The sequence below is a fragment of the Ruegeria sp. CH8 genome (assembly GCF_056536985.1).
In genome coordinates this window covers 161,374-187,366 of the sequence record NZ_JBQFQR010000005.1, presented here as the reverse complement: position 1 = coordinate 187,366, position 25,993 = coordinate 161,374, and the positions used below count along the sequence as shown (strand labels likewise).

32 protein-coding genes are annotated in these 25,993 nt (G+C 59.1%); 11 read left to right on the top strand and 21 right to left on the bottom strand.

The features are described from left to right. Positions 1 to 104: 104 nt before the first annotated feature. The 3 genes from ACR0ER_RS07760 to ACR0ER_RS07750 all read right to left on the bottom strand — a co-directional run bounded on the left by ACR0ER_RS07760 (position 105) and on the right by ACR0ER_RS07750 (position 3,141). Positions 105 to 707, bottom strand: a complete 603-nt coding sequence (locus tag ACR0ER_RS07760; protein ID WP_480768427.1) for a hypothetical protein — start codon at positions 705 to 707, stop codon at positions 105 to 107. 230 nt (positions 708 to 937) lie between these two features. Then, complete coding sequence (locus ACR0ER_RS07755) at positions 938 to 1,771, bottom strand: DUF547 domain-containing protein (RefSeq protein WP_480768426.1); 834 nt, start codon at positions 1,769 to 1,771, stop codon at positions 938 to 940. Next, positions 1,768 to 3,141: a radical SAM protein gene (locus ACR0ER_RS07750; RefSeq protein ID WP_480768425.1), complete on the bottom strand. Its 1,374-nt coding sequence runs from the start codon at positions 3,139 to 3,141 to the stop codon at positions 1,768 to 1,770. Before ACR0ER_RS07750 ends, ACR0ER_RS07755 begins: the two co-directional genes overlap by 4 nt. Positions 3,142 to 3,284: 143 nt before the next feature. On the opposite strand from ACR0ER_RS07750, the gene ACR0ER_RS07745 reads away from it, so the two are divergent. After that, positions 3,285 to 3,971: an NYN domain-containing protein gene (locus ACR0ER_RS07745; RefSeq protein WP_480768424.1), complete on the top strand. Its 687-nt coding sequence runs from the start codon at positions 3,285 to 3,287 to the stop codon at positions 3,969 to 3,971. Here ACR0ER_RS07745 and ACR0ER_RS07740 read toward each other — a convergent pair. Then, positions 3,959 to 4,444: an RNA pyrophosphohydrolase gene (locus ACR0ER_RS07740; RefSeq protein ID WP_480768423.1), complete on the bottom strand. Its 486-nt coding sequence runs from the start codon at positions 4,442 to 4,444 to the stop codon at positions 3,959 to 3,961. The two genes, ACR0ER_RS07745 and ACR0ER_RS07740, sit on opposite strands and share 13 nt — an antisense overlap. A gap of 137 nt (positions 4,445 to 4,581) precedes the next feature. Here ACR0ER_RS07740 and ACR0ER_RS07735 point away from each other — a divergent pair, with 137 nt between their 5' ends. After that, positions 4,582 to 6,609 carry an FAD-dependent oxidoreductase gene (locus tag ACR0ER_RS07735; protein WP_480768422.1) on the top strand — a complete coding sequence of 676 codons (2,028 nt, stop codon included), beginning with the start codon at positions 4,582 to 4,584 and terminating at the stop codon, positions 6,607 to 6,609. Here ACR0ER_RS07735 and ACR0ER_RS07730 read toward each other — a convergent pair whose 3' ends face one another. Both ACR0ER_RS07730 and ACR0ER_RS07725 read right to left on the bottom strand, forming a co-directional pair. Next, positions 6,610 to 7,218 carry a LysE family translocator gene (locus ACR0ER_RS07730; protein ID WP_480768421.1) on the bottom strand — a complete coding sequence of 203 codons (609 nt, stop codon included), beginning with the start codon at positions 7,216 to 7,218 and terminating at the stop codon, positions 6,610 to 6,612. It lies immediately after the preceding gene. A 77-nt stretch (positions 7,219 to 7,295) separates the two neighbouring features. Beyond that, positions 7,296 to 7,736, bottom strand: a complete 441-nt coding sequence (locus ACR0ER_RS07725; RefSeq protein ID WP_480768420.1) for a DUF4399 domain-containing protein — start codon at positions 7,734 to 7,736, stop codon at positions 7,296 to 7,298. Between the two features lie 228 nt (positions 7,737 to 7,964). On the opposite strand from ACR0ER_RS07725, the gene ACR0ER_RS07720 reads away from it, so the two are divergent. Next, positions 7,965 to 8,870 (top strand): LysR family transcriptional regulator, encoded by a 906-nt coding sequence (locus tag ACR0ER_RS07720; RefSeq protein ID WP_170329655.1) that lies wholly within the window; start codon positions 7,965 to 7,967, stop codon positions 8,868 to 8,870. Between the two features lie 58 nt (positions 8,871 to 8,928). Here the strand turns inward: ACR0ER_RS07720 and ACR0ER_RS07715 are convergent, their stop codons facing one another. Genes ACR0ER_RS07715 through ACR0ER_RS07695 form a run of 5 tightly spaced genes read right to left on the bottom strand, consistent with a single transcriptional unit; the run spans position 8,929 to position 12,608 of the window. Next, the gene (locus tag ACR0ER_RS07715; protein WP_480768419.1) at positions 8,929 to 9,639 is read right to left on the bottom strand and encodes an SDR family NAD(P)-dependent oxidoreductase; all 711 of its coding nucleotides are present in this window, start codon (positions 9,637 to 9,639) and stop codon (positions 8,929 to 8,931) included. A 53-nt stretch (positions 9,640 to 9,692) separates the two neighbouring features. Further along, positions 9,693 to 10,595 carry an OmpA family protein gene (locus ACR0ER_RS07710; protein WP_480768418.1) on the bottom strand — a complete coding sequence of 301 codons (903 nt, stop codon included), beginning with the start codon at positions 10,593 to 10,595 and terminating at the stop codon, positions 9,693 to 9,695. Continuing rightward, positions 10,592 to 11,164 (bottom strand): peroxidase-related enzyme, encoded by a 573-nt coding sequence (locus ACR0ER_RS07705; protein ID WP_170329658.1) that lies wholly within the window; start codon positions 11,162 to 11,164, stop codon positions 10,592 to 10,594. Before ACR0ER_RS07705 ends, ACR0ER_RS07710 begins: the two co-directional genes overlap by 4 nt. Positions 11,165 to 11,178: 14 nt before the next feature. Continuing rightward, the gene (locus ACR0ER_RS07700; protein ID WP_480768417.1) at positions 11,179 to 11,889 is read right to left on the bottom strand and encodes a GNAT family N-acetyltransferase; all 711 of its coding nucleotides are present in this window, start codon (positions 11,887 to 11,889) and stop codon (positions 11,179 to 11,181) included. Continuing rightward, positions 11,886 to 12,608, bottom strand: coding sequence for a competence/damage-inducible protein A (locus ACR0ER_RS07695; protein ID WP_480768416.1), 723 nt, complete (start codon positions 12,606 to 12,608; stop codon positions 11,886 to 11,888). Before ACR0ER_RS07695 ends, ACR0ER_RS07700 begins: the two co-directional genes overlap by 4 nt. A 51-nt stretch (positions 12,609 to 12,659) precedes the next feature. On the opposite strand from ACR0ER_RS07695, the gene sfsA reads away from it, so the two are divergent. After that, the gene (gene sfsA, locus ACR0ER_RS07690) at positions 12,660 to 13,358 is read left to right on the top strand and encodes a DNA/RNA nuclease SfsA (protein ID WP_480768415.1); all 699 of its coding nucleotides are present in this window, start codon (positions 12,660 to 12,662) and stop codon (positions 13,356 to 13,358) included. A 123-nt stretch (positions 13,359 to 13,481) separates the two neighbouring features. Here the strand turns inward: sfsA and ACR0ER_RS07685 are convergent, their stop codons facing one another. After that, entirely contained in the window at positions 13,482 to 15,152 is a 1,671-nt protein-coding gene (locus ACR0ER_RS07685) for a tetratricopeptide repeat-containing sulfotransferase family protein (RefSeq protein ID WP_480768414.1), read from the bottom strand. A 189-nt stretch (positions 15,153 to 15,341) separates the two neighbouring features. Between ACR0ER_RS07685 and map the strand changes: the two genes are divergently transcribed. Continuing rightward, a complete protein-coding gene (gene map / locus ACR0ER_RS07680; RefSeq protein ID WP_170329663.1) occupies positions 15,342 to 16,154 on the top strand; it encodes a type I methionyl aminopeptidase in 813 nt (270 codons plus the stop codon). On the opposite strand, the gene ACR0ER_RS07675 is transcribed toward map, so the two are convergent. Genes ACR0ER_RS07675 through ACR0ER_RS07660 form a run of 4 tightly spaced genes read right to left on the bottom strand, consistent with a single transcriptional unit; the run spans position 16,142 to position 18,742 of the window. Then, positions 16,142 to 16,321: a hypothetical protein gene (locus tag ACR0ER_RS07675; protein ID WP_480768413.1), complete on the bottom strand. Its 180-nt coding sequence runs from the start codon at positions 16,319 to 16,321 to the stop codon at positions 16,142 to 16,144. The two genes, map and ACR0ER_RS07675, sit on opposite strands and share 13 nt — an antisense overlap. A 24-nt stretch (positions 16,322 to 16,345) precedes the next feature. Beyond that, positions 16,346 to 16,981, bottom strand: a complete 636-nt coding sequence (locus tag ACR0ER_RS07670; protein ID WP_480768412.1) for an HAD family hydrolase — start codon at positions 16,979 to 16,981, stop codon at positions 16,346 to 16,348. Beyond that, on the bottom strand, positions 16,974 to 17,534 hold the full coding sequence (gene rsmD, locus ACR0ER_RS07665) for a 16S rRNA (guanine(966)-N(2))-methyltransferase RsmD (RefSeq protein ID WP_480768411.1): 561 nt from the start codon (positions 17,532 to 17,534) through the stop codon (positions 16,974 to 16,976). Before rsmD ends, ACR0ER_RS07670 begins: the two co-directional genes overlap by 8 nt. Beyond that, positions 17,531 to 18,742, bottom strand: a complete 1,212-nt coding sequence (locus ACR0ER_RS07660; protein ID WP_480768410.1) for an NAD(P)/FAD-dependent oxidoreductase — start codon at positions 18,740 to 18,742, stop codon at positions 17,531 to 17,533. Before ACR0ER_RS07660 ends, rsmD begins: the two co-directional genes overlap by 4 nt. A gap of 98 nt (positions 18,743 to 18,840) precedes the next feature. Between ACR0ER_RS07660 and ACR0ER_RS07655 the strand changes: the two genes are divergently transcribed. The 4 genes from ACR0ER_RS07655 (at position 18,841) to ACR0ER_RS07640 (ending at position 20,393) form a co-directional block, all read left to right on the top strand. Continuing rightward, on the top strand, positions 18,841 to 19,326 hold the full coding sequence (locus tag ACR0ER_RS07655) for a peroxiredoxin (RefSeq protein ID WP_170329668.1): 486 nt from the start codon (positions 18,841 to 18,843) through the stop codon (positions 19,324 to 19,326). Positions 19,327 to 19,429: 103 nt separating this feature from the next. Next, positions 19,430 to 19,675: a glycine zipper 2TM domain-containing protein gene (locus tag ACR0ER_RS07650; RefSeq protein ID WP_170329669.1), complete on the top strand. Its 246-nt coding sequence runs from the start codon at positions 19,430 to 19,432 to the stop codon at positions 19,673 to 19,675. 11 nt (positions 19,676 to 19,686) lie between these two features. Beyond that, positions 19,687 to 20,034, top strand: a complete 348-nt coding sequence (locus ACR0ER_RS07645; RefSeq protein WP_480768409.1) for an EF-hand domain-containing protein — start codon at positions 19,687 to 19,689, stop codon at positions 20,032 to 20,034. A gap of 53 nt (positions 20,035 to 20,087) precedes the next feature. Next, on the top strand, positions 20,088 to 20,393 hold the full coding sequence (locus ACR0ER_RS07640) for a hypothetical protein (RefSeq protein ID WP_480768408.1): 306 nt from the start codon (positions 20,088 to 20,090) through the stop codon (positions 20,391 to 20,393). Here the strand turns inward: ACR0ER_RS07640 and ACR0ER_RS07635 are convergent. The 4 genes from ACR0ER_RS07635 to ACR0ER_RS07620 are packed head-to-tail and all read right to left on the bottom strand — an operon-like array spanning position 20,390 to position 23,132. Beyond that, entirely contained in the window at positions 20,390 to 20,683 is a 294-nt protein-coding gene (locus ACR0ER_RS07635; protein WP_170329672.1) for a 4a-hydroxytetrahydrobiopterin dehydratase, read from the bottom strand. The genes ACR0ER_RS07640 and ACR0ER_RS07635 overlap by 4 nt on opposite strands. Continuing rightward, complete coding sequence (locus ACR0ER_RS07630) at positions 20,680 to 21,867, bottom strand: GNAT family N-acetyltransferase (protein WP_480768407.1); 1,188 nt, start codon at positions 21,865 to 21,867, stop codon at positions 20,680 to 20,682. The genes ACR0ER_RS07635 and ACR0ER_RS07630 overlap by 4 nt, the downstream gene beginning before the upstream one ends. A 45-nt stretch (positions 21,868 to 21,912) precedes the next feature. Beyond that, positions 21,913 to 22,680 carry a glycerophosphodiester phosphodiesterase family protein gene (locus tag ACR0ER_RS07625; protein WP_480768406.1) on the bottom strand — a complete coding sequence of 256 codons (768 nt, stop codon included), beginning with the start codon at positions 22,678 to 22,680 and terminating at the stop codon, positions 21,913 to 21,915. After that, a complete protein-coding gene (locus ACR0ER_RS07620) occupies positions 22,677 to 23,132 on the bottom strand; it encodes a RidA family protein (protein ID WP_480768405.1) in 456 nt (151 codons plus the stop codon). Before ACR0ER_RS07620 ends, ACR0ER_RS07625 begins: the two co-directional genes overlap by 4 nt. Before the next feature lie 335 nt (positions 23,133 to 23,467). On the opposite strand from ACR0ER_RS07620, the gene ACR0ER_RS07615 reads away from it, so the two are divergent. Both ACR0ER_RS07615 and ACR0ER_RS07610 read left to right on the top strand, forming a co-directional pair. Further along, on the top strand, positions 23,468 to 24,238 hold the full coding sequence (locus tag ACR0ER_RS07615) for an MlaA family lipoprotein (RefSeq protein WP_170329853.1): 771 nt from the start codon (positions 23,468 to 23,470) through the stop codon (positions 24,236 to 24,238). Further along, the gene (locus ACR0ER_RS07610) at positions 24,228 to 24,836 is read left to right on the top strand and encodes an MlaC/ttg2D family ABC transporter substrate-binding protein (RefSeq protein ID WP_480768404.1); all 609 of its coding nucleotides are present in this window, start codon (positions 24,228 to 24,230) and stop codon (positions 24,834 to 24,836) included. The genes ACR0ER_RS07615 and ACR0ER_RS07610 overlap by 11 nt, the downstream gene beginning before the upstream one ends. Before the next feature lie 57 nt (positions 24,837 to 24,893). Here ACR0ER_RS07610 and ACR0ER_RS07605 read toward each other — a convergent pair whose 3' ends face one another. Continuing rightward, on the bottom strand, positions 24,894 to 25,991 hold the full coding sequence (locus tag ACR0ER_RS07605; RefSeq protein WP_480768403.1) for an ABC transporter ATP-binding protein: 1,098 nt from the start codon (positions 25,989 to 25,991) through the stop codon (positions 24,894 to 24,896). Between the last annotated feature and the right edge of the window lie 2 nt (positions 25,992 to 25,993).

The following is a 25,993-nucleotide window of genomic DNA, read 5'->3' as shown; positions in this document are numbered from 1 at the left end:
GCTTTTGGGTGAGCTCAATCGCCTCTGAAATCCCCTGTCCAAAAAAAAACAGCAGCTAACCACTTACGGTTAACTGCTGTACAACTTGTTCCAGGTGATTGACCCTATGCGGGCAATGCTGATTTCCTTTGGCGCAGTCGCAGCACACCCAAACCACCAATGCCGCCCAAAAGAAGCAGGAACGGTGCGGGCAGTGGAACCGGTGCGACATCCAGAGTCACATCGGCATAGATTGTGCGGGAGTTCCCCAAGATCAAATCGACACCTTGTTCAAGGGTGACGGTGTAGATACCACCGTTTCCAAAAGCAATGTTGAAGACGTTCTGCTGCCATTCCAAAGCACCAAGGGTAATGAACCCAAGGAAGTTCGCGAATCCACCATCTCCCTCACTAAATACTGATCCGCCAGGAGAGGTAAATTCCAGCGTCGTATCTACAGTGAATGCTCCGAATGCAAACCTCGAGTGTTCAAGGCCTAGCTCTACATCAAATAGTGCCAAACGCTCTGTCTCACCAACACCAAGCGAGAAAGCCGAACCAATCAGCCCACCATTCGGTGTAATGGTAATATCACAATTATAACAATTTGATGTTGAAGTTGTACCTGAACCCGCTCCGACCAAGAAGTTCACCGTCGACGCGTATGCGGATCCTGCTGTTAAGGTAACCGCTACAGCGGCAACTTTACAAATCCTCAGCAAACTCATTACTATCCTCTACTTTTTAACATGGTGCAAAGTTTAGCTAAGGTTGCCATATTTAGGCCGAGATTGCAGCAAAAAGTTTTCAACTCACATAAATCTTTTGTTATTTTCGTTTGAGGCGACTGGAAAGTACACAAAACCACCCGGTATTCCTTGTTTTGAGCGGACATATTGACCCATTTTACTGGCCAACACGCAGAGACTGCAGCAAGAATCGCCCTGAATACTGATCTCTAAGGTCGCGCATCGTTCAAGGCCCAGTTGTATCTATAGGCTTTTACGCGTTGGGCCTCTTTGAGTAGCGCGCGTAGTTCTGGGTCTGCTGACTTCTGGATACTGAGCAGAAGTGCCTTCTCGTTCGGGCCAAAGTCCTCACGGAACCAGATGTAGATTTTTGACAGAATTAACCCGCCATTCTCATCGAACCGGACCCCGCGCGGGTCATTGACATAGGCGTGTTCAGCGGCCGTAAAGTCACGCTCCAAGGTTTCAGCCTGCCAGGCGCGATCCATCAGGTTCGGGCACCCCACGGCAGCACAGTTCAACGCATAGTGGATGCGCGGCTCATCGAACACAGGTCGGATAATGCGGTGTTCTAGGTCGTTCAGGCTCAACTTCTGACCCATAACCTCTACCAACGGACGGCTCCAAGGTCCGATGGACAGCGGGCCGTCCTTGATGTCACGGATCGAGTCGACGGGGTAGTTTTCAAGAACGACACTTACCGTCACGGCGTTGTAGAGGTTGATCCAGTACGCCAGCTGTTGATCACGGGTCAGCCGCATCGGGTCTACAGATTGCAGATCGGCCAGATACCTGTCCAGCCGCACCCGATCCGCCTGGGTCACCTCCCCATACGCCACTCGGTTTACACCTCGGGTATCCGGCGCGACATAGCGGGAGAGGAAGGCGCTCCACATCCGGTGATCGACCTGATGACCCGGCACAGACGCGAACTGGGTCAGAGTTTGTCCCGGCAACACTTCGGGTGCAGGCAAGGCCAGACGCTCGACGCTGGAGCAGGCAGCCAGCAAAGGCAACAACATCAGAATCAACAGCTTTTTCATGACGCGTCCTTCTCGTTCCGGCGCAGGACCCGCATCTGCCCCTTCAGCCGTTTGAGCGGCGCCAAGGCCGGGTCGTTTAGATCAGGCAGGTTCGCCTGCCGTGACAGACGCGGCACGGCTGCATTCCACCAGCTCGGCCCGGTGGGGTCATCAATCCGGTCCGGGCTAGTTAGGTGAAGATCACGCTGCGCGTTGTGCACGCACATCGATAAGGGGCCGTTCGCTGTGGCCACCATGAACACACACGACGCGCAACGGTCCTCCTCTAGATCATCGGCCGCCATAAAGTTGTGAATAAATACTGCTTGCCGCCGCACCGGGCCGCGCAACAGCCCCGGCCCCAGACGCGCCACGCTGAAAACCAGTTGTCCCAGCGCTCGTAACGCCAGCAAAGGGTAACGGCGGATCGCACGACGCAGCGTGGGGCGGATACGGATATAGGCGTCCTGCTTGTCGTCAACGTCTTCCAGAGCTGCGATCACTTTATTCACCAGTGGCTGGTTCGATAGCAGCGAAACTGCACGCCCTCCGGCCGTGACAACACTGGCGTAACGGTTGCATTTGGAATGCCCCACGGCGGCCGCGCTAAAATGCAGCGGCGTCTCATACCCCGCCTCGACCGCTCGGGCCACGCTGTCCTGCGTAATCGCATCCGGCCGCGCACGCAGGACGCCGCGCCCGGTATCGGCCTGCATCTGAAACGAGACAAAGGCGACCTCGGGACAATCCCGCAGGAATCTGGCAAGCGCCTTCAGGTCCTCGAAATTGCCTCCAAAAACCGTGGTGTTGAACAGAATGCGCAGCCCCAGCCCGCGGACCCGGCGGATATAGGCGCGACGGACAGTGTTCAGTTCAACCTCGCTGTGGAACCCTTTGCGTTCCTGCGTCATGTCGACGTGAAAGGCCACATCGTCCAGCCCCGCCGCCGCCAGTCGTGTCAGCATCGCCCGGCTGGCGCGGATGCCGTTGGTCATCAGGCAGGACCGCATCCCCAATCGGCGAATCTCGCGGCACAGCGCTACAAGGTTTTCAACCTTGCGCAAGGTCGGGTCTCCCCCGGTCAGTTGCACCGAAACCCCGGTGCCGTAGTGGCTGCGGATCGTCGCCAGCCGCGCAAACAGCACCGAGAGCGGCGGATCATAGGTCATCTCAGCCCGGTCCGAGAGGTAACAGAGCGTGCAGTCCAGATTACAGCGCTGGGTGACCTCAAGCGCGACGCAGGCGATGGGATAGAACCGCCCCGCCGTCTGGCCTGCGCCGTATTCACCACAGCTTTGCAGCCCATCACGCAACGGTGCGCGCTGGTCTTTGCCTTTGAACGAGCGTCCGGCGGGAACAATGGTGAATTGGGCGTGAGCAGAGTCTTTCATGCCCACCAAGCTAGAAGGCTACCAGACCCCAAACCACGCCCCCTCACGGCAAGTTGTCGTGGAGTGATTGGCGCGGCAGGGGTCAAAATTTCGCCTCAAAATGACACTAGGAAAATCGCATTGAACAAGGAGACATTTAACGAATGAAAAAACGGGTGGCCGAGTTGGTCGATGGAGACAATATCAGCGCAACCCATTGCGATGAAATTCTCAAGACCGGTCAGCAAAACGGGCGCGTTGACATTGCAAGGGTCTATATGAACGCGCAGCAAAATTCACTTTGGCATGATGCGAGCAGCTTTCACCTGATCCACAGCGGTACCGGCAAGAACGCCACCGACCTAATGCTGGCTATCGACGCGATCGAGTTGGCTTTGCGCCAGAACATCGACACCTTAATCATCGCAAGTTCGGACGGCGATTTCGTCCACCTGCATCGGCGGCTACGCGAGTACGGTGGCACGACCATTGGCGTGGGTGAGGCAAAAACTCCAGCGAACGTTCGATGCTCCTGTTCGCAGTTCTTTGAATTGAGTTCTTCAACAAAGTCAAAACCGGAGACGAACGAAAGCGTCAAAACAACCGAGATGGATCAACAAATTCAAAAGATTATTGCCGCCAACAGCAAAAACGGCGCAGGTATGCGTCTGACCATTTTGGGGGCAAAGATGCACCGGCAACATGGGGTCAAGATCAGCGAACAGAAAGATAAGACTTGGCGGCACTATCTGCAGTCCCAGCCGGAACTATACGACTTGGACAAAGCGGGACAGGACGCACATGTGCGGTTCAAACCAGATGGGTTCGCACGCAACCTTCAGCCTAAGTAATCAGCAAAAGCTTCGACCACCAGCTCATACACGTCGCGTTTGAACGGCACGATTTCTTCGATCAGTTTACCGGGTTCCTGCCATTTCCAGCGGGTGAACTCCGGGTGGGCGGTTTCGATATTGATCTGATCGTCGCGGCCGGTGAAGCGCAGCAGGAACCATTTCTGTTCCTGCCCACGATAGCGGCCTTTCCAGATTTTTGGGACGATGTCGTGGGGCAGATCATAGGGCAGCCAACCGTCGGTTTCTGCCACGACCTCGACCAGATCGGCGGTCACTCCGGTTTCTTCCCACAACTCACGCAGGGCCGCATCGCGAGGGGCTTCGCCCTTGTCCACGCCGCCCTGAGGCATCTGCCAGGCATCCGCGTGGCGATCATTGCGCTGGCCGACGAAAATCTTGCCCTCGGCGTTCATCAGCATCAACCCGACGCAGGGGCGATAGGGCAGTTTGGCGATTTCTTCGGGGGTCATGCGCGGCCTCGTACTTTGCTCTGGAAACTCTGTATCAAGCCGCTCAAGAACAGCAAAGGGTGTGACGTTAGGTTCCACGTGACAAAGATGACGCGAACGTCAATCTAGCACCTAAGAATCGGGAGGGAGAGTTCGCCATGACTGCGTACCCAAACATGCTGGCCCCGCTGGATCTGGGCTTTACCACGTTGAAAAACCGCGTCCTGATGGGCTCGATGCATACGGGGCTGGAAGAGACCGGCGACTGGAACCGCGTGGCCGAATTCTATGCGGCCCGGGCCCGTGGCGGTGTTGCGCTGATGGTAACGGGTGGGATTGGCCCGAACCTTGAAGGCTCGGTCCTGCCCGGCGCGTCGATGATGACCAATGACACAGAGGTCGCGAACCACTCGATCGTGACCCAGCGCGTGCATGAGGCGGGCGGCAAGATCGCCATGCAGATCCTACACGCGGGGCGTTATGCCTATGGTCCGAAATGCGTGGCGCCCAGCCCGGTGAAATCCCCGATCTCACCCTTTCCGCCGAATGAGCTGGATGAGGACGGGATCGAGAAGCAGATCAGCGATATCGTCAACGCCGCCGTTCTGGCCCAGAAGGCAGGCTATGACGGGGTCGAGATCATGGGGTCCGAGGGGTATTTCCTGAACCAGTTCCTCGTAACCCATACCAACAAGCGTGAGGATCGCTGGGGCGGGTCCTATGAAAACCGGATGCGCCTGCCGATCGAAGTGGTACGCCGCACGCGTGAGGCCGTGGGCACCGATTTCATCATCATCTACCGCCTGTCGATGATCGATCTGATTCCCAATGGCTCGACCCATGAAGAGGTTGTGGAACTGGCCCAGCGGATCGAACAGGCCGGGGCCACGATTATCAACACCGGCATTGGTTGGCATGAAGCTCGGATTCCCACCATCGCCACCAGCGTGCCGCGCGCGGCCTTTGCCTGGGTGACGAAAAAGCTGATGGGCAAAGTTGGCATCCCGGTGATCACCTCGAACCGGATCAATACGCCCGAAGTCGCCGAAGAGGTTCTGTCCACCGGCTGCGCCGACATGGTGTCGCTGGCCCGTCCGATGCTGGCCGATGCTGATTTCGTGAACAAGGCGATTGCCGGTCAATCCGCGCAGATCGCGCCGTGTATCGCATGCAACCAGGCCTGTCTGGATCACACGTTCAGCGGCAAGCTGACCTCGTGCCTTGTAAACCCACGCGCCTGCCATGAGACCGAATTGGAAATCGGCAAAGCCGAGACGCCGAAGACGGTCGCCATTGTTGGCGCCGGTCCGGCTGGCCTGTCCACCGCGATGACCGCCGCCCAGCGCGGCCATGACGTGACCTTGTTCGACCGCGCCATTGAGATCGGCGGTCAGCTGAACATGGCCAAACAGGTGCCGGGCAAGGAAGAATTCTGGGGGCTGGTCGACTGGTACCGCACTATGATGGCCGATCTGGGCGTCAAGGTGGAGCTGAACCGCGAGGTCAGCGCTGACGACCTGATCGGTTTTGACGAGGTGATCATCGCCACCGGCGTCACCCCCCGCGATCCACAGATTCCAGGGCAGGACCGTGACAACGTCATCAACTATATCGACGTGCTACGCGACAAGGCCGAGGTCGGCAAGTCCGTCGCCGTTATCGGCGCGGGCGGCATTGGGTTCGACGTATCCGAATTCCTACTGGAGAACGGCCACAGCATCACCACCGACCTGCCCGCTTGGATGAAGGAATGGGGCGTGACCGATCCTGCACAGCACCGCTCGGGCCTTGCACCAGAAGGTCCGCAACCCGCAGCCCCCGCGCGAGACGTCACGTTGCTGCAACGTAAGAAACAGGCGCATGGCAAGGGGCTGGGCAAGACGACCGGCTGGATTCACCGTGCAACGCTGAAGATGAAGGACGTCAACTTCGTAGGCGGCGTAAATTACGAACGCATCGACGACGACGGCCTGCATATCAGCTTTGGTGAAGAGCGTGCCGATCCCACTGTAATCAATGCAGATACAATCGTTCTGTGTTCCGGTCAGGTTTCCGAGCGCAGCCTAGCAGATGCGCTGATCGAACGCGGGGTTACTCCGCATGTGATCGGCGGTGCGGATGTGGCGGCGGAACTGGACGCGAAACGGGCGATCAATCAGGGCACAAGGTTGGCGGCTTCCCTCTGATCACTCAGACAGCGCCAGCTTGACGCCCAACGCACCGAATGCTGTCGCGAAACATCGTTTGATCCAGGCCATCACGGATGGTCTGCGAAGGACGTAGTCCCGTGCAAGGGCTGCGCAGGCGCCGTATCCGACAAACACCACAAAGGTCATCGCCATGAAGGCGGCGGCCATCTTGGCCAGTTCCAAACCGGCATTTGCCGTGCCTGCAGGCAGAAACTGAGGCAGGAACGCCAGAAAAAACAAAGATAGTTTGGGGTTCAGAACATTGATCAATGTCCCGGTCGCCGCAATCTTGAGATGGCCTGCCGAGGATTTTTCGGCGTTGACCTCCATGGCTCCGCCTTCTTTGACGATCCCCCAGGCCATGTAGAACAGGTAGAGGACACCCAGATACTTGATGACCTGAAACGCCAGCGCACTGGTATGCAAAAGAGCTGCAAGCCCGATGATGCTGGCCAAAGCTGCCGGGATGATCCCCAGTGTGCATCCCGCCGAAGCAGCAAGACTGGCGCGAAACCCGCGCCCCAGGCCAACGGCCAATGTGTAGATGACCCCGGTTCCCGGCAAAAGCACGACAATCAAGGATGTAAGGAAAAACTCTGGCGTCATTCTGCCCCCCTTCGGTTGGGAGCAGAGTTTCCGACATTCAGATTATTGTAAACCGGCTTTTCGGGCGGTTTCGGTGGCTATTCCACCGTAATCGTAATCACCTCGGACACAATCGGCGTGGAATGCGGCACGTGGCCCGCATCACCCAGCACCAGTTGCAGCGTATGCTCACCGGGGGCCAGATCCAGCGTCACCTCGGTTTGACCCCCACCGAAATGCAGATGGTTGTCGTCCGAGGGGAGGCCGTTGGCCAGTTCATCCGCGCCATCTTCCCCTTCACCCAGTGGCGGCCGGTCGATCAGCAGGTGGTGATGACCGGTGTTTTCCTTCTCAGTCCCGGCGGGGGCTACGCCCATGTTGCTGAGGCCAAAGACCACTGTGACTGGGGATTGAACGGTGTCCCCTTCGGACAGGTTCACGAAATAAACCTTCGCATCAGGGTTGGACGGGGTTTCGCCTCCGGCCAGCGCAACGGTTGCGGACAGGCACAGCACAGCTAGGGCAAGTATGGCTTTCATGATCTCCTCCGTGGTCACAAATTTGCCATTCTCATCCTAGCACATTCGGGTGGGAACACCGAAACTCCTTGCCTTGCAGGCTCTGCGGTGGTGCGGGAAACCATTGTTTCCGCGTTTCCCATCTGCAAACGATCTGATTTAAATCCCTGATATTATCCCATGTCTGCCCAGTTTCCGCCCAGATTGGAAACCAAAGTGATGCAAAGAATAAGCACCCGGGGAACGAGTATGGATCGACTTACCGAAATGGAAGCCTTTGCCAATGTGGTAGACCAGGGTGGATTCACCGATGCAGCCAAAAAGATGGGCATCTCTAAGTCGGCCGTGTCAAAGCACGTGTCCAGCCTTGAAGCACGGCTGGGCGCACGGCTGCTGAACCGCACAACGCGCCGCGTTTCGCCCACCGAAATCGGGCTGGCCTACTACGACCGAGCGCGCCGCGTCTTGAATGATGCAGGTGAAGCTGACGCTTTGGTGACCTCTATGCAGTCCGCCCCCTCGGGACTGCTGCGGATCAGCGTGGCGACAGATTTCGGCGTGAATCATCTGTCTCCGGTTCTGTCGGATTTCTTGGCCGCCTATCCGGATATCACGGTCAACATGGTTCTGAACAATCGCTATGTGGAACTGATCTCTGAAGGGTTCGACGTGGCCGTGCGAATCGGCGAGCTGGAGGACAGTACTCTGCGCGCGCGCAAGCTGACCGAGACCGTGAAACGGATGGTCGCCGCGCCCAGCTATATCGAGAAATTCGGACGTCCGCAGAAGATCGACGACCTCAACGAACACAAGTTGCTGCATTACTCCAGCCAATCATCGGGCAATGTCTGGAAACTGACCGCGCCATCCGGCGAAAAGAGACAAGTTCGCACTGCTGGCTGGCTAAGCGTGAATGACGGGCAGTCCTTGTTGAATGCGGCCATCTCGGGGCTGGGGATCGCGTATCTGCCCAGCTACCTGTATGCAGACGCCCTGAAATCCGGCTTGGTTCTGGATGCAATGCCGTCGTTGCCGGATGAAGTTCAAGGCATCTATGCCGTCTACCCGCCCGGGCGCTTTACGCAGCCCAAGGTGCGGGCTTTCATTGATTTTCTTGTCGAGGCCCTCAACGAAAAAGGCCCGATGGAGTGGTAATATCTCCCCCAGTGAACCTCAACGGCCCGCGCATCTGTGCGGGTCTTTTTTTGTCCGCTCAGAACCGTTCGACCCACGGGCGCAGGGTCAGTTCATCGCTCCAGGCGGACCGATCCTGACGAATCAAATGCATGTATTCCCGCGCGATAGCGTCCGGGTCCAGCATGGCGTCGGGCGTGTCGGCACTCTCACCCCGGTTCGGGTTGCGGATACCGCCGTCGATGTTGACCCAAGCCACATGGATGCCTCTGGGGTGCAGTTCGCGGGCCATGGATTGCGCCAGACCGCGCTGAGCGAACTTGCCCATGGCAAACGGTGCTGACAGCGGGAAGCCCCTGACCCCGGCCGAGGCACCGGTGAACAGGATCGTACCCCGACGGTTGTCGCGCATCGGCTGTTCCAACATACGGCGGGCAGCGGCCTGGCCCAGCAGAAAGGCCCCGTGCGCGGTGACTTCTACCGCCTTGCGGACAGTTTCCGGATCAAGCTCGGTGATCGGGCCGCGTTGCCGGGCCGAGGGGTTATAGCACGCAACCCGCAATTCACCCGGCAAGTCGGCAACCAGCGCCGCCACGCCCTGCGCGTCGGTTCCATCCAACTCATGCAAGGTCGCGCCGGTCTCGGCGGCCAAAGTTTCCAGATCCGACACGTTGCGAGCCGTTAGATGCACAGCGTATCCACCCTGCGCCAATGCTCGCGCGAACGAGGCCGACAGTCCGGCCCCCGCGCCAATGATCAATGCCTGTGGCGTTGGTGTCTGCTCGGGCATGTGAACTCCTTTCGTATTCGATCGGTTCGCCTGCCTGACCTATTTCACTAGGGTCAATTGACCAGCAAAACCGCCTCGACCCGGCGATTCAGGTCGCGGCCTTCGGGCGTGGCGTTCGACGTCAGCGGGGCCAGATACCCAATGCCGCGCGCTTCGAGCCGGTCTGCGGCAACGCCATGCGCTTCGATCAGGCGGACCCGCACTGCTTGCGCCCGACCAGTGCTGACCGAGATATTGGCGTCCAACGCGCCGGTGTCGTCCGTATGGCCCACCAGCGCCATTCGAACGCCGGGGTTGTCGGCCAGATACCCTGCGATCACCTCAAGCGAGGCAAACGGGCCTTCACCCAATGTTATTTCACCGGTTCGGAAATGCAGGTCGTCAAGAATCACATGTCCGTTCTGCGTCAAGGCTGTAAGCAGGCCACCCGACTGGCTGACCGTTTCCTCGATTACCAGCGGAGGCGGGGCCTCTGCGTCAACCGGAGAGACCCGGATCAACTGAATGTACCCGCTGGGCGGGTTGCGGCTGACCAGCAGGCTTAGCACATCGTCACCGCGCGAGGCTGACAAAAAGCGATAGTCCTGTATCGCCACATACATGTCCGGGGTCGGGACAACTTCGGTGTCGAACCGGAAATCAAACCCACCGCACTTAGCGGCCTCACATTCGAACAACACCTCATAGCCCTGCGCAATGATCTGATCACGCAGTGGGGCCAGCAGTTGCAGTGTCGTACTGGACCCCGACTGCAAACGCCAGGTGATACGCTCGACCCGCCCCTCAACCTGTCGCACGGGCAGGGTGCCATCGGCAAACGGGCCAGTGGGCAGGTCATAGCTATCCAATGGGCTGACCCGTTCGCTTAGCTGACGGGCGCCCGAAGGCAGCGTCAGGTCCTGCGCAACCCCCTGCCCGGCCAACATCAACAGGATCAGTGAGGCAAAGCGGATCATCGGGCTTGCGCGTGGTATTGGTCGTTCGGAACCATCGCCGTGGCACTGGCAACCCGGTTCGACATGTTGAAAAAGCCGGTCACGTTGGCGATGTCCCAGATGTCACGATCGGTGAACCCTACATCCCGCAGGCGCTGACGGTCAGGTTCCTCAATCTGGGTGCTGGCGGTGGTCATCTTGGCGGCAAAGTCCAGCATCGCCCGCTGGCGCGTGTCCAGGGGCGCGACGCGGTAATTCATCACCAGCATCTCGCCTAGCTGCGGGTCACCCGACAATTGCCGCACTGCCGCGCCATGGGCCACCAGACAGTAAAAGCACTTGTTGATCGCCGATACTACCACCGCGATCATCTCACGTTCCAGCTTGCTGAGGCCGCTGTCGCCCAGCATCAGGTCGTTATACGTCGCGGTGAAGGCGTTCAGCTTGTCGATATCAAAGGCATAGGCCCGCAGGACGTTCGGTACAAAGCCCAGTTTCTCCACACAGATATCAAAGTATTTCTGCGTCTCGGGTGGCAGCGGGTCCACCATCGGCAGGTCCAGCGCAGTGGGGGCGGTTTGGTCAGTCACGTCGGGCTTTCTCCTTAAACAAGCTGACGGTAGTGATATTCGCCTACAATCTCCATCCCGAGCGTGCGATAAAGCCCGTTGGCTCCGGCGTTTTCCTTGGTGCAGATCACGCTGAGCGTGCCTGCCCCGTTGTCCCGCGCCCAGAAGGCTGCGGCGCGCATGGCCCAGCCACCCTGACCCTGACGGCGGTGATCGGGCAGGATTTCCAGTGCGTGCACCATCGCGACCCCATTATGCATTGCAACAAACCCGGTCCCGGCAGGCTGATCAGTGTGGCGTAGCAGCAGGCCGGTTTTGGGACCCTTTGCACGCTCCATCACCGCCACACGCTCTGGGCCTATGCCGCCTTTCGCCCAGATCTCGCGCATGATCGCAAGTGGCTCGGGCGTGAGGAACACTGTGACGCCGGGGATCGGAGTGTCCGTCAGATGACCAACAGGGCAGGCATAGATATTGACCGGGTCCAGAACCTGATAGCCGCGCGCGGCCAGTTGCGCGTCCAGCGCCTCGTCCCCCGGGCGCAGACAGAAGATGCGCTTTTGCCCCGTCGCCTGCATCGCACCCTCGGCGGCGTCGATATCTGCCTCGCTTGCTGGGCCCAGCGCATTGGTTGCAGATACACGAGACCCACCGCCCTGCCCCTGACGCAATTGAAACGGTCCCAGCCGCTCATACCGCGCGGCAGGCCATGTGCCGTCAACGATGTCGGCCCAGTTGACGCTCACAGTTCAAGCTCTTTCGCAAGCCGGGTGGTGGCGGCATCGATGCGCGCGCCATCGGTACCGCGCACCACGACGTTAGCGCCAAAGACCCCGTTGACCTGAAACGGATAACACCCGATGGACAGATCCGCGAAGTCATCCGCCAACGCGGACAGAGTGGCAGCAATATCGCCTTCACCCCGGTCCACCCGCAGAGTTTGCGACAGCAAAGGGCTGCCCCCGGTCAGGCCGGGCAATACACTTGCGACCATCGCCTGAAACACCGACGGCACCCCGGCCATCACATGCACATTCTCAATGGTGAACCCCGGCGCGGTCGAGACCGGATTGTCGATCAGCACCGCCCCGTCCGGAATGCGCGCCATGCGCAGGCGGGCCTCGTTCAACTCCAGCCCGGATTTGTCATAATGCGTTTGCAGCAGCGCACGGGCATCGTCGCGAATGTCGATCTGCGCCTCAAAGGCGCGCGCAATGCAGTCGGCAGTGATGTCGTCATGAGTCGGGCCGATGCCGCCGCTGGTAAACACATGGTCGTGGCCCTCGGACAGTGCCTTAACCGCCGCCTCAATCGCCAGGGCATCATCGCTAACGATCCGCACCTCTTTCAGGTCGATACCATGTTTGCTCAGTTCCCCGGCCAGATAGTGCATATTCGCGTCGCGGGTCCGGCCCGAGAGGATCTCATCCCCGATCACCAGCATTGCAGCGGTTGGATTTGCCATGGCGCGTGCCCCCTCTTGATCGACCGTTAGGGCAGGTATAGGCCCTGAGACATGCGATTTGAAACCCCCCTTGTCCCCGCCCGCCTGATCCGCCGCTACAAACGCTTTCTGGCCGATTGCACGCTGGAGGACGGGCGCAAGGTCACCGCCCATTGCGCCAATCCGGGTTCGATGATGGGACTGGCCGAACCGGGTGAGAAAATCTGGCTTGAACCCAATGACGACCCGAAGAAAAAGCTGAAATACGGCTGGCGGCTGGTTGATCATGAAAACGGGCATTTCACCGGGGTCGATACCTCGGTCCCGAACCGGGCGTTGCGCGCCGCGCTGGAGGCGCGTGAAATCCCCGAACTGGCCGCCTATGAAACCGTTCGCCCCGAGGTGAAATACGGTGAAAACAGCCGCATCGACTTTTTGCTGACCCAACCCAACCTGCCGGACGCCTATGTCGAGGTCAAAAGCGTCACCCTGTCCCGTCAACCCGGTCTGGCCGAATTCCCCGACAGCGTCACTGCCCGTGGCACCAAACATTTGGGCGAGCTGGCAACAATGGCAGCGCAAGGGCACCGGGCGATCATGCTGTATCTGGTACAGCGCACCGATTGCGACCGGTTTACGCTGGCCTTCGATATAGACCCGACTTATGCGGCAGCTTTCGATACCGCGCAGGCGAAAGGAGTGGAGCGGCTGGTTTATGGGACTCGGATATCGCCAGACGGTGTAACAGTTTCCGACAGACCAATTGCTTGAAGTCACATCTATGTCAGAGCATTACTTCTGCGATAGTGGAATGCAGCCTTGCCCGTTCGAGAAAACTTTTCCGCAAATCAAGCGTGCGGCAGCCTAATCGGGAAAAGTGCCCGGTGTTTCATTCTATGAATTTGTGCCAACCAATTCCGGCCACAGATCGGCATCCAACCCCTGCACAAATGGCTCTAACTGATCCGCCACAGCCTGCCAACCTCCGATCGAGGCTGTGTTCACCGGCTGTCGGGCCTGCAGATTACTGGCCGTTCTGATCGCATTCGCAGATTGGTCCGGGGTCAGCATGGTGTCCTCGAACGCTAGACCGCAAATCCGCGCCAGTTCTTCGGTCGTTTCCTGCAAATTGCCCACCAGAGCCTCATATCGGATATCGTGAATGCGCCCTGGCAAAACCTTGTGCCAGTGGCGCATATAGCGCTGATACCGGTTGGCCTCAGCCGCCATCCATCTCAGGTCATGGGTATAGTACAGCCCGCCCGCTCCGAAATTCGAGCGCCACATGGACAGGGCAACATCGCGCGGGTCGCGCAGCACATTAAGGATCACCGCATCGGGGAAAGCCTGCGCAATCTCACCCAGAAAGGCATAGTTTCCGGGCGCTTTGTCGACAAAAGCCTCGGCGTCCCCGGCAAGTTTGGGCAGCTTTGCGACGTAATAGTCAGCCAGCTTGTTTGCAGCGCGCCATTCCACCGGTTGCGCTTCGGCTTGTCGAGCCCATTGGTTGACAGACGCAAGTTCACCCAGCCCCTGTGCGGTGGAATGACGGGCCAGAATACGCTCTACCAATGTTGTACCGGACCGGGGTAGACCCACCACGAAAATCGGCCGAGGACGACCTGCGGCTTCCCCAGAATTCGCAGCAGGCAAAGGGGCCGCCAACCGTCTGACGCAATCTTTCGCGCTGCGTTCCTCCCACGCCTCGAACCGACTGCGCTGCAGCTTATGGGCTTCGGCCAGATGCTGCATTTCCTGTTTCGTATTCTTTTGCCGGCGCGCCAGATTTGCCGCAGCAAACCGCAGTTTCACTTCATCCTCCGGGTTGGCCGCAGGGCCACGTTCAAGCGATCCGGAAATCTGGACCTGCAACGTGGCGATATCGTCAAAAGTGAGGTTCGGCAGCCCGGCCATAATTTCGAGCGCTTCAGGATGCCCCGGTGCCAACACAAGAGCGGCGCGCACGTTTTTCAGAACGTCGCCCAATTGCCCCAGCCCCAGTTGCGATCTGGTCAGCCGCAAAAGGCCGGGCAGGGATTTCGGCTGTTTCTTGACCAGCGCCGTCAGCACGTCAACGGCGTCTTCCCACCGGTGCATCGAATCCAAAATATCCGCCTTCAGAATCTGTGCATTCGGATTGACAGGTTCGCGACTCAAAACCTGCTCGACATCGGCCAGCGCCTGTTCCGGTTGCTGCTCTTGCAACAGGGCCAGCGCTCGGATGAACTGCAGGGCGGGGCTGAACGGGCCACGCGCAGCGATCTTGTCCAGAAACGCCAGTGCATCGGCGGGATCGCCACCCTGCACCAAGCTGAGCGCATAATTCTGCGTCAACTCGGCATTTCCGGGGTCCAGCCGCCAGGCCTGTTCGAAATGCGTCTGGGCCAGCTTGGGCTTTTGCTGCTGCACTGCGCTGATGCCTGCAAGTCTTGGCAGGGCCGCGACTTTTGGCCATTTCTTGGCAGCTTTGGCGGCCCGTTTGAACGCACGATCCGGTCGCCCGGTTTTGAGAAGTTCGCTGATGCTGGCGATCTCGGCCCTCAACTGGTCAGCTTTTCTTTGCATCTGCCTGCCCTACTCTGTTTCTTGTCCTCGCCCGGACTTGCCTTGTGCTAGTTTATTATTAACTGAGGGTCTACATGCGATCGGACCTCGTACGGGGCCGTTCTGACCTTGCGACCCGACGCCCTCTGGTACTTTCTGCACAAGCAGCGTAAAAGGAATGCTGCGCGAAACATTTGGAGCCTCGCATCCATGAAGGAACATCGTGGCCGTCTGACCAAGGACGGTATCCGCATCTATGAACAGGGTGACTTTGCCGGTATGCACGCGGCAGGGGCCTTGGCCGCGCGGATTCTGGATGACATTGCCGATCACGTCTTTCCCGGCCAGACCACCGGCGCGATTGACGGGCTGATCACTCAGATGGTTGAAGACGCGGGCGCAACCTCGGCAACGATCGGGTACAAGGGCTATCAGCATGCCAGCTGCATCAGCGTCAATCACGTGGTCTGCCACGGTATCCCCGGCGACAAGCGGCTGAAGGATGGCGATATCCTGAATATCGACGTCACCGTCATCGTTGACGGCTGGTTCGGCGACACGTCGCGGATGTATGTGGCAGGCAAACTGCCCCGCAAGGCCGAGCGTCTGATCCAGGTGACTCACGACGCCCTTTTCAAGGGTATCGAGATGGTCAAGCCGGGTAACACCTTCGGCGATATCGGCCATGCCATTCAGGCCTATGTCGAGGCGCACCGGATGAGCGTTGTTCGCGACTTCTGCGGCCACGGTCTGGGCCGGGTGTTCCACGCGCCGCCGAACGTTCTGCACTATGGCCGTCCGGGCACCGGCGCGGTTCTGGAAGAGGGCATGTTCTTTACCATCGAACCGATGGTGAATCTGGGCCGCCCCGAGACAAAAACGCTGGCCGATGACTGGACGGCCGTGACCCGCGACAAGTCGCTGTCGGCGCAGTTCGAACATTCGGTCGGTGTGACGGCAGATGGGGTCGAGATTTTTACCCTGTCACCAGGTGACAAGTTTCACCCGACCTACTCCTCCTGATCAGCTGCCTGATCACGCATCAGTTTCAGCAGCAGAGTTTCCTGCCCCCATGGCGTCACAGCGTCTTGGATGAATACCGGCGCGCGTGTGGGTTTCCGCTTGGGTCCCGTTGTTGCGTCGGTTTCCTGCGGAACAGTCCAAAAAGGGTGTGTCAGGGCGCGGTCCATACCCCGAAGACTATCACGTCCTGACTAAATCCTCAAAAGCCCCGGAACCTGAGCCATATCGGTAAACACTTCGGCCCCAAGATCGGCCAGCTGTTCGCCACCCCCATGCGGCGCATAGGCCAGGCAGCGCATATTGGCGCGGATTGCGGCAGTTACCCCGCTGGCGCTGTCTTCGATGACCACCGGCCGCGAGGCGCCGAAGTGTTTCGCCGCCGTCAGAAACATTGTCGGGTCGGGCTTGCCAACACCTAATGTGTAGGCCGAGAACATCACGTCCTTGAATCGATCCCAAAGGCCGTTCTGCCCCAGCGTGACCCGCATTTTGTCAGGCCCGCCATTGGAGGCAACGCAGAAAGGCACACCGCGTTCGTCCAGGAGGTTCAGCAGTTCCAATACTCCGGGAACCAAAGGCACACCCTGGCGAAGATGGGCATCGGTTTCGGCATCAAATTCCGCGATCCAGTTCGCGGGCAGATCAGCCCCCAGATCGCGAGCGATATCCTGAACTTCCGGCATGGTTTTGCCGGTAAAAATTCTGTGGCACTCGTCCGCCGTCAGAGACAAGCCGTGCCGGGCCAGATTGGCGACCATCACCTGATTGGACAGCGGCTCACTGTCGACCAGAACGCCATCGCAATCAAAGATGACCAGATCATGCATCCCGGACGCTGCTCCACATCAGGGTGATATGCGTGTCTCCGTATTTACGGCTGTCTTGCAGAGTGAACCCCTCGGGCGGTTGCATCGGGGCGTTTTCTTCCCACACAAGCAGGGCATCGTCGGCAATCCAGCCCTGCGACAGTGCCGCAATAGCCTTTTGCCCCATAGACTTGCCGTAAGGCGGGTCCAGAAAGATCAGATCATAGGGCGCGCCCGAGTTTTCACCCAGCCGCGTGGCATCGCGGCGGATCAGGTCGGTGCGGTCGGCACTGCGAGTCAGGTCGATATTCTTGCGGATCAGGCCTTGTGCCACACGGCCGTCATCCACAAAGGTCGCATGCGCCGCGCCGCGCGACAGCGCCTCAAGCCCCAGCGCGCCAGTGCCCGCAAACAGGTCCAGCACGCGCAGCCCGTCAAAGTCGATCTGATGGCTGAGCACGTTGAACAGGCTTTCGCGTATACGATCGGTGGTGGGGCGCAAATGTGCGCCCGCATCCCCCTTACCGACCGGGGCCAAGGCGCGGCCTCGGAACTCTCCGGCGATGATCCTCACGCTTTGAGCAGCGGCTTCAGGTCCGCGCTCGCGTCGGCCACGATGGCAGGATCGGCGGTTTTACCGGATTCGATCAGGCGTTTGCCGACCATATAGGCGCGCGGGTCATTCATCGCGTCTACTGCAATCAGCTGATCACCCCTGTAATACCAGAAAGAAACGGTCTGCCCTTCGCCCTGACGGGTCACCACGCGGTCATATCCGGTGTTCAGACCCGCAATCTGCAGTTTGACGTCATACTGATCCGACCAGAACCACGGCGTCGCCACATAATCCTTGGCCGCGCCCAGCATGTTCTGGGCCACGATCTCGGCCTGATCGATCGCGTTCGGCACGCTTTCCAAACGGATGCGCCCTTCGCCATGCGGGAAAGAGGCGCAATCGCCTGCGGCCCAGATCGACGGGTCAGATGTACGGCCATGGGCGTCGGTCTTGATGCCGTTGTCCAGCTCAAGCCCCGCCATCTCGGCCAGTTGAGTCGCGGGGGCGATACCGACGCCAACCACAACGAAATCGACCTGCAACTCGGTTCCATCGGTCAAAACCGCTCCAACGACCTTGCCGTTTTCACCGACCAATCGATCCAGCCCGACGCCTTCGCGGATATCGGCGCCGTATTCGGTATGCAGCGCGCGGAAGTAGTCACTGGTCTCGGGGGCAGCGACCCTTTGCAGGATACGGTCGGCCATCTCGGCCAAGGTCACATTGACCCCACGCTTGGCACAAACCGCTGCGGCCTCAAGCCCGATATAGCCGCCACCGACGATCAGCGCGCGCGCGCCGTCTGTCACGCGGGGCTCCATCTCGTCGATATGGGCCAGATCGCGCACCACGTGCACGCCTTCCAAATCACCACCAATGGCCGCAGGCAGATAACGCGGGTCAGACCCAGTGGTCAGCGCCAGTTCGTCGTAAGAAATAACATCATCCCCTACGGTCACGGTCTTGGCCTGAGGGTCAATCGCCGTCACTCGCTGCCCTAGACGCAGGGCAATGTTGTTCTCGGCATAGAAACTCTCGGGCCGCAGGAACAGGCGCTCCAGTTCCATCTCGCCCAGCAGATAGGCCTTGGACAGCGGCGGGCGCTGATAAGGCAAATGCGGCTCGGCCCCGATCAGGGTGATATCCCCGTCAAACCCGTCCTTGCGTAGCCTGGCGACAAGCGAAGACCCCGCCTGTCCCGCACCGATCACGACAATATGGCTCATGTTCCTCCCACCGTGTCGAATTCCCGTGGTCTCATCCACACGACCACCTATATTGCGGCTAAGCCCGACTCTGCAAATCCAAACGACAGGAGCTAAAAATGATTTCAACAGGTGATATGCTGCCCGATGCCACACTGACCCAAATGGGTGCGGACGGCCCGGAAGAGGTGCGGATTTCAGACAAGACCAAAGGGCGCAAAGTGGTGATTTTTGCAGTGCCTGGTGCTTTCACCCCAACATGCCATTCGGCCCATGTGCCCAGCTTCATGCGCACCAAGGACCAGTTCGCCGCCAAAGGCGTTGATGAGATCATCTGCGTCTCGGTTAACGACCCCTTTGTGATGCAGGCGTGGGGCGAGGCCACCGGCGCCGCCGAGGCCGGCCTGACCATGCTGGGCGACCCTGCATCCGAGTTCACCAAGGCCATCGGTATGGATTTCGACGCTCCGCCCGTTGGGTTGATCGCACGATCCAAACGCTATGCCATGCTGGTTGAGGACGGCAAAGTCACCGCCTTAAATCTGGAAGAAAACCCCGGTGCCTGCGAGATTTCGGCAGGTGAGGGCCTGCTGGACGTGATCTGATAACGCTTGGCCCCGGGTGACCTCGGGGCCATGACGCCCATTTAACTTGATGCAACGCCCTGATTTGCCAATATTTGAATAATACAATCAGGGAGTTTGTTTGATGAAACTGAAGATCATTACACTCTTGCTCGGTTCTGCGGGGGCATTGGCCGCCTGCGGCCCGGCCCCCACCCCGCAACAACAGGCGGCACGCCAGCATGAGATTGCCTGCCTCAGCGGGTCTTTAGGTGGCGCGCTGATCGGCGGGGCTATCGGCAACCAGTTCGGTGGCGGGTCAGGCCAGTCTATCCTGACAGCGGCAGGTGCAGCCGCTGGTGCCATTGAAGGCAACAGATTTGCATGCTGAGGAGAATCGGAATGACACGTGGACTTATTATCGCTGCGGCTGTTTTGCTGGCCGGTGCCGCCTCGGCTGAAACTGTTGCTGAGCTGCATGAAAACGAGTTGAAGGCCATCGACGCAAATAATGACGGTTTCCTGTCAAAAGACGAGTTCGACGCCTTTTCCGACTATGCGTTTCAGGAGATGGACGACGACAAGAACGGTACGCTGGGATTGGACGAGGCCAAACCGTTTCTGGACATTAAGCAGTTTCAAGACGTTGACCGTAACAACGATAGCTTTATCTCCCGTGCAGAATACGACGCGCAGATGAATGAAGACTTCTCATCTGCCGACAAGGATGGGAACGGTCAGTTGGATTAAGTGCCTGCAGCCCCGCAAGCGGCGGGGCTGACCCGCATAGACAGGAGCATGCGATGAACAGATGGGTTTGTGTTGGCCTTATAGGCCTGCTTGCGGCCTGTGACGTACCTCAGGCCCCGGTGGTTACCGGGCCAGATGGGCAGCCGCGCATTCAAATCAGTACATCGGGGCTGACCTGTTATAACAATCGTTGTCTGGACATTAACCCGGCCGCGCGCAGTGTGCGTCAGATCGGGAACCGGACAACGCGCATTCCCCGTGACATCGACGTCAGTGACGGTACCGTTACCCCCGCTGAATTCGAGCAAATGGGCGTAACCGCCGCATTGGCAGGTGGTGTCGGTGAGGGCAACCGCTAGCAGAGACTGTCCATCTTTCGTGCCAGCTTGGCGTCCAGCGCCGACAGGCCGCCCACGTCATGGGTGGCCAGCGTCACCTCGACCGTGCGGTAAACATTCGACCATTCGGGGTGGTGGTTCCATTTCTCGGCAAATATCGCCACCTGCGTCATCCAGCCAAAAGCGTGGACGAAATCCTCGAAAATAAAGGTCTTGGTGATCGCATCCCGGCCTTCAACCATGGTCCAGCCATTTTCGAACAGCGGGTCCAGCAGCGGGCCGCGGGTCTCGGGCGACAAGAGTTCGGTCATTGCTGTTCCTCCGGGTTCAATTTCCTGAACGGACCGTATTCCGTCAGAATCTCGATCTCTTCTCCCACTGCGGCGGCCTCGGCGTCCAGATATTTTCGAATCGCATCGGCAAAACCGGGGTCACCGACCCAATGCAAGCTATGCGTGCGCGTAGGCAAATAGCCTCGTGCCAGCTTGTGTTCACCTTGCGCGCCCGCTTCAACCCGGGTCAGGCCTTGGGCAATGGCAAAATCAATCGCCCTATAGTAGCACAATTCGAAATGCAGGCAGGGGTGATGTTCAACACAGCCCCAATAGCGGCCAAACAGAGTTTCGCGCCCGATGAAATTCAGCGCCCCGGCAATCGGATAGCCGTCGCGTTCCGCCAGCACCAAGGCCATGTCATCCGCCATGGTTTCCTGAGAGATATCAAAGAACTGACGGGTCAGGTACGGCATACCCCATTTGCGCGACCCGGTGTCCTGATAGAACCGCCAGAAGGCATCCCAATGCTCCGGCCGCAACTGGTCTCCGGTCAACGTGCGAATCTCACCGCCGAACCCGCAGGCCTGCGCCCGTTCCTTGCGGATATTCTTGCGTTTGCGCGACGAAAGCGCGGTCAGAAACCCGTTAAAGTCCGAGTAGGCGTCATTGAGCCAGTGAAACTGCTGCGAGGTGCGCAGCATCAGGCCCATCTGTTCACCGGCGATGGCCTCACCCTCGGTACAGAAGGTGGCGTGCAGCGACGACACACGGTTGTCTGCGGCCAGTTGCACCGCGCCTTGCACCAGCGCCGACATACCCACCGCCTCGTATCCCGGCCGCACCAGAAAGCGCCGCCCTGTTGCGGGAGTGAAGGGTACGGCGATCTGCAGCTTGGGATAGTACCGCCCCCCTGCGTTTTCGTAGGCATGGGCCCAGTTGTGGTCGAAGATATATTCGCCCTGACTGTGCGACTTGGCATACATCGGGGCCGCGCCGATCAGCATCCCGTCCAGATAGGCGGTCAGGTATTGCGGTTGCCAGCCGGTGCCACGCCCGACCGAGCCGCTGTTTTCCAGCGCCGACAGGAACCGATGGGTGGTGAACGGGTCCAGCGGCCGGCCGCCATCGGAGGCCTCGGGGCAGGCGCAACTGTCCCAATCCTCGGCAGAAATCTGCGACAGCGATCCCAGAACCTGAACTTCGATTTGCGCCTGATCCATGTGCCCTCCGCGTCTGGTCTTTATCTGTGACGGTGGGGGAAGGGTTCAACCCGCACGCCGGGCCAAATACCCCTCGAAGGTCACATTGTCGGCAACCTCGCGGGCCTGTGCCTCTTGTTCGGGCGACCGCACCGTCCAGCACAGGACCGGCACACCACGCGCTTTCAGTTCAGCCACGCGGGGGCGGGACAGATCGGCAACCTCATGGCTGATGAAACTGGCGCCGACCCGGTCGAAATCCGGGATGTCGCGCAGGTGATCGCATACCTTTTTCGGCAACAGTTCGACCTTGGGCTGATACGAGCAGGTCACGATGCCGCGCGGCAGGTGCGGCGCAAGGCGTGCCAACTCGGCCACGGAATTGGGGTTGAACGACATCAGCGCCACTGGCCCGTCATAGCCCTGCAATGCCCGCACCGCGTCCGCCTCAAGCGGGCCGACATCGGTTCCCATCGCGCCATCCTGATCCTTGAATTCGATCAGCAGTGGCACCTTGCCGCCGACCATCTCCAACACCTCGTCCAGCGTCGGAATGCCGTCATCTGCGTGTAGCAATTGGGTGGCCTTCGCCTGCGCCGCCGTGACCTGCTGAATTGGGCCGGACTGCCCGGTCAGGCGCGTCATGTCATAGTCATGAAACACCATCGCCCGGTAGTCCGAGCTCCGTTGCAGATCAATCTCGATCCCGTACCCGGCCTCGACCGCAGCCCGAATGGCCGCCCGGCTGTTTTCCGGGCGGCTGTCCGATTTGTCATGCAACGCCCGATGCGCAAGCGGGGTCTGCAGGAACACGGAAGGCAAGGACGGTGTCATTGGACCTCGAAAATACCTTCGATTTCGACGGCCACGCCCAGAGGCAGTGCTGCGGCGCTTACGGCGGAACGGGAATGGCGACCGGCATCACCCAGAGCTTCGACCAGGAAATCGGACGCGCCATTGATCACCTGCGGTTGCGCGGTGAAATCGGCGGTCGAGTTCACGAAACCGGTCAGCTTGATCACCCGCACCAGTTTTTCGATATCACCGTCGCAAGCCGCCTTGACCTGGGCCAGCAGGTTGATGGCGCAGACCTTAGCCGCTGCTGCGCCAGCCTCAACCTCCATGTTGTCGCCCAGCTTGCCGGTGATCAGATTTTCGTCTTTGGAAATCTGGCCCGACACATAAACGATGTTGCCGACCCGTACGAAAGGCACGTAGTTGGCCGCCGGTGCGGGCGCATCCGGCAGGGTGACGCCGAGGCTTTCCAGTTTCGCTGCGATGCTCATGAGGGTTCCTCCAAATCTTGAGTCGCGGCGAAGCTAACCGGGAAGGTCAGGTTCGGAAAGCCTGAAAACGGGGATGGACGTGCCCGAAAGGTGGGCGTAACTCTTCTTATTCCGAACAGTTGAAGCGGTGCCGCTTTACCTCAGCCCGTCGGGCGGGTTAAACGCTATCTGTTTCATACGTGTTTTGGAACGTATATGTGACGTCGGATTGGGCCGCTCTATGTGGCCATAGGCAGTATTGATTGATAGTTCGGGCAAACGAACCCGAAAGGTTTGGAGTGGCAAAGACCGTGTTGAGCAGACCCCGCCTGAAATACCTGATCGTTCTGCCCCTGATGGCAGTTCTAAGCGCCTGCGCTACGCGGCCACCAGAAGGCACCCCACCAAGCGAAGTTTTCGATCCCTATGAAAGAAACAACCGGGGCATTCACAAATTCAACCTCGGTGTTGACCGCTTTCTTTTCCGCCCGGCCTCGAAAGGGTACGTAAAGATCGTTCCGGATCCGATGGTGACCAGTTTCAGTAACTTCGCTGAAAACCTGACGCTGCCCGGACAGGCGCTGGACTATCTGCTTCAGGGTAACCCCAAGCAATCCGGTAACGCTCTGCTGCGGTTCGTCATCAACATGACAGTGGGCGGCGTGGGCCTGTCATCCCCCGCCGATGAATTGAACCTGCCGCCGGTGGATACCGATTTTGGCGAAACCCTTCACGTCTGGGGCGTTGGCGAAGGTGCTTATGTCGAACTGCCGTTCTATGGTCCGTCGACGCAGCGGGATGCGATCGGCGTTGTGGTTAACCTGTTTTCTAACCCGATCAACTTCAGCCCCACCCGCCCGGTCGATAACATCGGTGTCTATGCCGAAGTTGTGCGCCGAATGGGTGATCGGGGCCGGTTTTCGGATACGGTCGACTCGATTCTTTACGAAAGCGCCGATAGCTATGCGCAGGCACGGACAATTTTCATCCAGAACCGCCGCTTCGAACTGGCACGGGACGATGAGGAAGCCTATCTGGGTCTTTATGACGACCCCTATGCTGAAACCGGGACCGACCCAGTCAGGGACCCCTACCTAGACCCCTACGAGGACCCCTATGCCGAGTAATCATCTGAACAGACGCAATTTTATCGCCACTGGCCTGGCCGGTGTGATGCTGACCGCCCTTCCCGCCTTTGCCCAGACTGAAGCCAGCGCAAAGGCACTGGTTGTTAGTGTCGTTGACGAGATCAACCGCGTGATCGCCTCGGGCAAGTCCGAAAAAGCGATGATCCGCGATTTCGAAAAGATCTTCGTGCAATACGCCGATGTGCCGATCATGGCGCGCTATGTGCTGGGGGCCGATGGCCGCTCGGCCAACCCGTCGCAAATCAAGCAGTTCACCAAGGCGTTTCAGGACTATATCTCGAACAAATATGGCCGTCGCTTCCGTGAATTCATCGGCGGCCAGGTTACCGTGCGCAATGCCCGCAAGATCAAGGCAGGCTACGAAGTACGCACCTCGGTCAAGCTGCAGGGTTCGTCTCCGTTCGAGGTGACATTCCTTGTTTCGGACAAGTCGGGCCGCGACAAGTTCTTCAACATGTTCATCGAGGGGGTGAATATGCTGCTGACCGAAAGGACCGAGATCGGCGCGATGCTGGACGCGCGAGGCGGCGATCTGAATCGTCTGATCAAGGACATGAAGCAGAACAGGGTCAGCTGACCCTGTTCGCAAGTTAAAAAAGCGCCGCGCGATTGGGTTCGCGCGGCGTTTTTTCGTTTAGTTCAGCCGCTCACCGGTTTCCTTGGCAAAGTAGGACACTTTACTCATGTCGAAAGCGAGGTTTAGCATCCTGCCGGCCTGCGCGCTGGTTTCCGCGTGCAGACGCGCAGTGACCTGCTTGCCGCCCAGTTCTGACACCACATAGGTGTCGGCCCCGGCGGGTTCGACCATATCCACCAGACATTCGGCCTCTTGCACGCCCGCACCGGCGCGGAAGCCGGCCTCGGCGATATCTTCGGGACGCAGACCAAGGATCACGTCCTTGGGCAGCGACAGATCACGGGAATCTTTCAGCACCAGCGTATCACCGGTTTCACGCGCGATGGCGATCTCTGTGCCCGAGCCATTCTTGGTCGCCTGCGCCGGGATCAGGTTCATCGCGGGCGAGCCCATGAAGTCTGCCACAAACAGGTTGGCCGGATTGTTATAGATCTCGGCCGGGGTGCCGATCTGCTGTACGATGCCGCCTTTCAGAACCACAATTTTGGTCGCCAACGTCATCGCCTCGATCTGGTCATGGGTCACATAGACGATTGAAGCATCCAGCGTCTGGTGCAGTTTCTTGATCTCAGTCCGCATCTCGACCCGCAGCTTGGCGTCGAGGTTCGACAGCGGCTCGTCAAACAGGAACAGCTTGGGATCACGCACCAGCGCCCGGCCCATCGCCACACGCTGACGCTGACCACCCGACAATTGGCTGGGGCGGCGGTTCAGCAGCGGCTCGATCTGCAGCAGTTGGGCAACCTCTTTCAACTTGGCGTCCTGCGTCGCCTGATCAACCCCGCGCACCTTCATCCCGAAGGTGATGTTCTTGGCCACGGTCATGGTCGGGTACAGGGCGTAGGATTGGAACACCATCGCGATGTCGCGGTCCTTGGGGCTGACATGGGTCATGTCGTTGCCACCGATGGACAGGGTGCCGCCGGTGATTTCCTCTAGCCCTGCAATACAGTTCAGCAGGGTGGACTTGCCACAGCCCGAGGGGCCGACCAGCACCAGGAAATCGCCCGGTTCGATCGAGATGTTGATGTCCTTCAGAATCTCGGTCGCGCCGTAGTTCTTGTAGAGTTTGTTGATATCAAGGATGGGAGCCATGG

Bases quoted from the DNA above. Each gene is read 5' to 3' on its own strand.
- ACR0ER_RS07760 (WP_480768427.1), bottom strand. From the start codon at position 707: ATGAGTTTGCTGAGGATTTGTAAAGTTGCCGCTGTAGCGGTTACCTTA.
- ACR0ER_RS07755 (WP_480768426.1), bottom strand. From the start codon at position 1,771: ATGAAAAAGCTGTTGATTCTGATGTTGTTGCCTTTGCTGGCTGCCTGC.
- ACR0ER_RS07750 (WP_480768425.1), bottom strand. From the start codon at position 3,141: ATGAAAGACTCTGCTCACGCCCAATTCACCATTGTTCCCGCCGGACGC.
- ACR0ER_RS07745 (WP_480768424.1), top strand. From the start codon at position 3,285: ATGAAAAAACGGGTGGCCGAGTTGGTCGATGGAGACAATATCAGCGCA.
- ACR0ER_RS07740 (WP_480768423.1), bottom strand. From the start codon at position 4,444: ATGACCCCCGAAGAAATCGCCAAACTGCCCTATCGCCCCTGCGTCGGG.
- ACR0ER_RS07735 (WP_480768422.1), top strand. From the start codon at position 4,582: ATGACTGCGTACCCAAACATGCTGGCCCCGCTGGATCTGGGCTTTACC.
- ACR0ER_RS07730 (WP_480768421.1), bottom strand. From the start codon at position 7,218: ATGACGCCAGAGTTTTTCCTTACATCCTTGATTGTCGTGCTTTTGCCG.
- ACR0ER_RS07725 (WP_480768420.1), bottom strand. From the start codon at position 7,736: ATGAAAGCCATACTTGCCCTAGCTGTGCTGTGCCTGTCCGCAACCGTT.
- ACR0ER_RS07720 (WP_170329655.1), top strand. From the start codon at position 7,965: ATGGATCGACTTACCGAAATGGAAGCCTTTGCCAATGTGGTAGACCAG.
- ACR0ER_RS07715 (WP_480768419.1), bottom strand. From the start codon at position 9,639: ATGCCCGAGCAGACACCAACGCCACAGGCATTGATCATTGGCGCGGGG.
- ACR0ER_RS07710 (WP_480768418.1), bottom strand. From the start codon at position 10,595: ATGATCCGCTTTGCCTCACTGATCCTGTTGATGTTGGCCGGGCAGGGG.
- ACR0ER_RS07695 (WP_480768416.1), bottom strand. From the start codon at position 12,608: ATGGCAAATCCAACCGCTGCAATGCTGGTGATCGGGGATGAGATCCTC.
- sfsA (WP_480768415.1), top strand. From the start codon at position 12,660: ATGCGATTTGAAACCCCCCTTGTCCCCGCCCGCCTGATCCGCCGCTAC.
- ACR0ER_RS07685 (WP_480768414.1), bottom strand. From the start codon at position 15,152: ATGCAAAGAAAAGCTGACCAGTTGAGGGCCGAGATCGCCAGCATCAGC.
- map (WP_170329663.1), top strand. From the start codon at position 15,342: ATGAAGGAACATCGTGGCCGTCTGACCAAGGACGGTATCCGCATCTAT.
- ACR0ER_RS07675 (WP_480768413.1), bottom strand. From the start codon at position 16,321: ATGGACCGCGCCCTGACACACCCTTTTTGGACTGTTCCGCAGGAAACC.
- ACR0ER_RS07670 (WP_480768412.1), bottom strand. From the start codon at position 16,981: ATGCATGATCTGGTCATCTTTGATTGCGATGGCGTTCTGGTCGACAGT.
- ACR0ER_RS07660 (WP_480768410.1), bottom strand. From the start codon at position 18,742: ATGAGCCATATTGTCGTGATCGGTGCGGGACAGGCGGGGTCTTCGCTT.
- ACR0ER_RS07655 (WP_170329668.1), top strand. From the start codon at position 18,841: ATGATTTCAACAGGTGATATGCTGCCCGATGCCACACTGACCCAAATG.
- ACR0ER_RS07650 (WP_170329669.1), top strand. From the start codon at position 19,430: ATGAAACTGAAGATCATTACACTCTTGCTCGGTTCTGCGGGGGCATTG.
- ACR0ER_RS07645 (WP_480768409.1), top strand. From the start codon at position 19,687: ATGACACGTGGACTTATTATCGCTGCGGCTGTTTTGCTGGCCGGTGCC.
- ACR0ER_RS07640 (WP_480768408.1), top strand. From the start codon at position 20,088: ATGAACAGATGGGTTTGTGTTGGCCTTATAGGCCTGCTTGCGGCCTGT.
- ACR0ER_RS07635 (WP_170329672.1), bottom strand. From the start codon at position 20,683: ATGACCGAACTCTTGTCGCCCGAGACCCGCGGCCCGCTGCTGGACCCG.
- ACR0ER_RS07630 (WP_480768407.1), bottom strand. From the start codon at position 21,867: ATGGATCAGGCGCAAATCGAAGTTCAGGTTCTGGGATCGCTGTCGCAG.
- ACR0ER_RS07625 (WP_480768406.1), bottom strand. From the start codon at position 22,680: ATGACACCGTCCTTGCCTTCCGTGTTCCTGCAGACCCCGCTTGCGCAT.
- ACR0ER_RS07620 (WP_480768405.1), bottom strand. From the start codon at position 23,132: ATGAGCATCGCAGCGAAACTGGAAAGCCTCGGCGTCACCCTGCCGGAT.
- ACR0ER_RS07615 (WP_170329853.1), top strand. From the start codon at position 23,468: ATGGCAGTTCTAAGCGCCTGCGCTACGCGGCCACCAGAAGGCACCCCA.
- ACR0ER_RS07610 (WP_480768404.1), top strand. From the start codon at position 24,228: ATGCCGAGTAATCATCTGAACAGACGCAATTTTATCGCCACTGGCCTG.
- ACR0ER_RS07605 (WP_480768403.1), bottom strand. From the start codon at position 25,991: ATGGCTCCCATCCTTGATATCAACAAACTCTACAAGAACTACGGCGCG.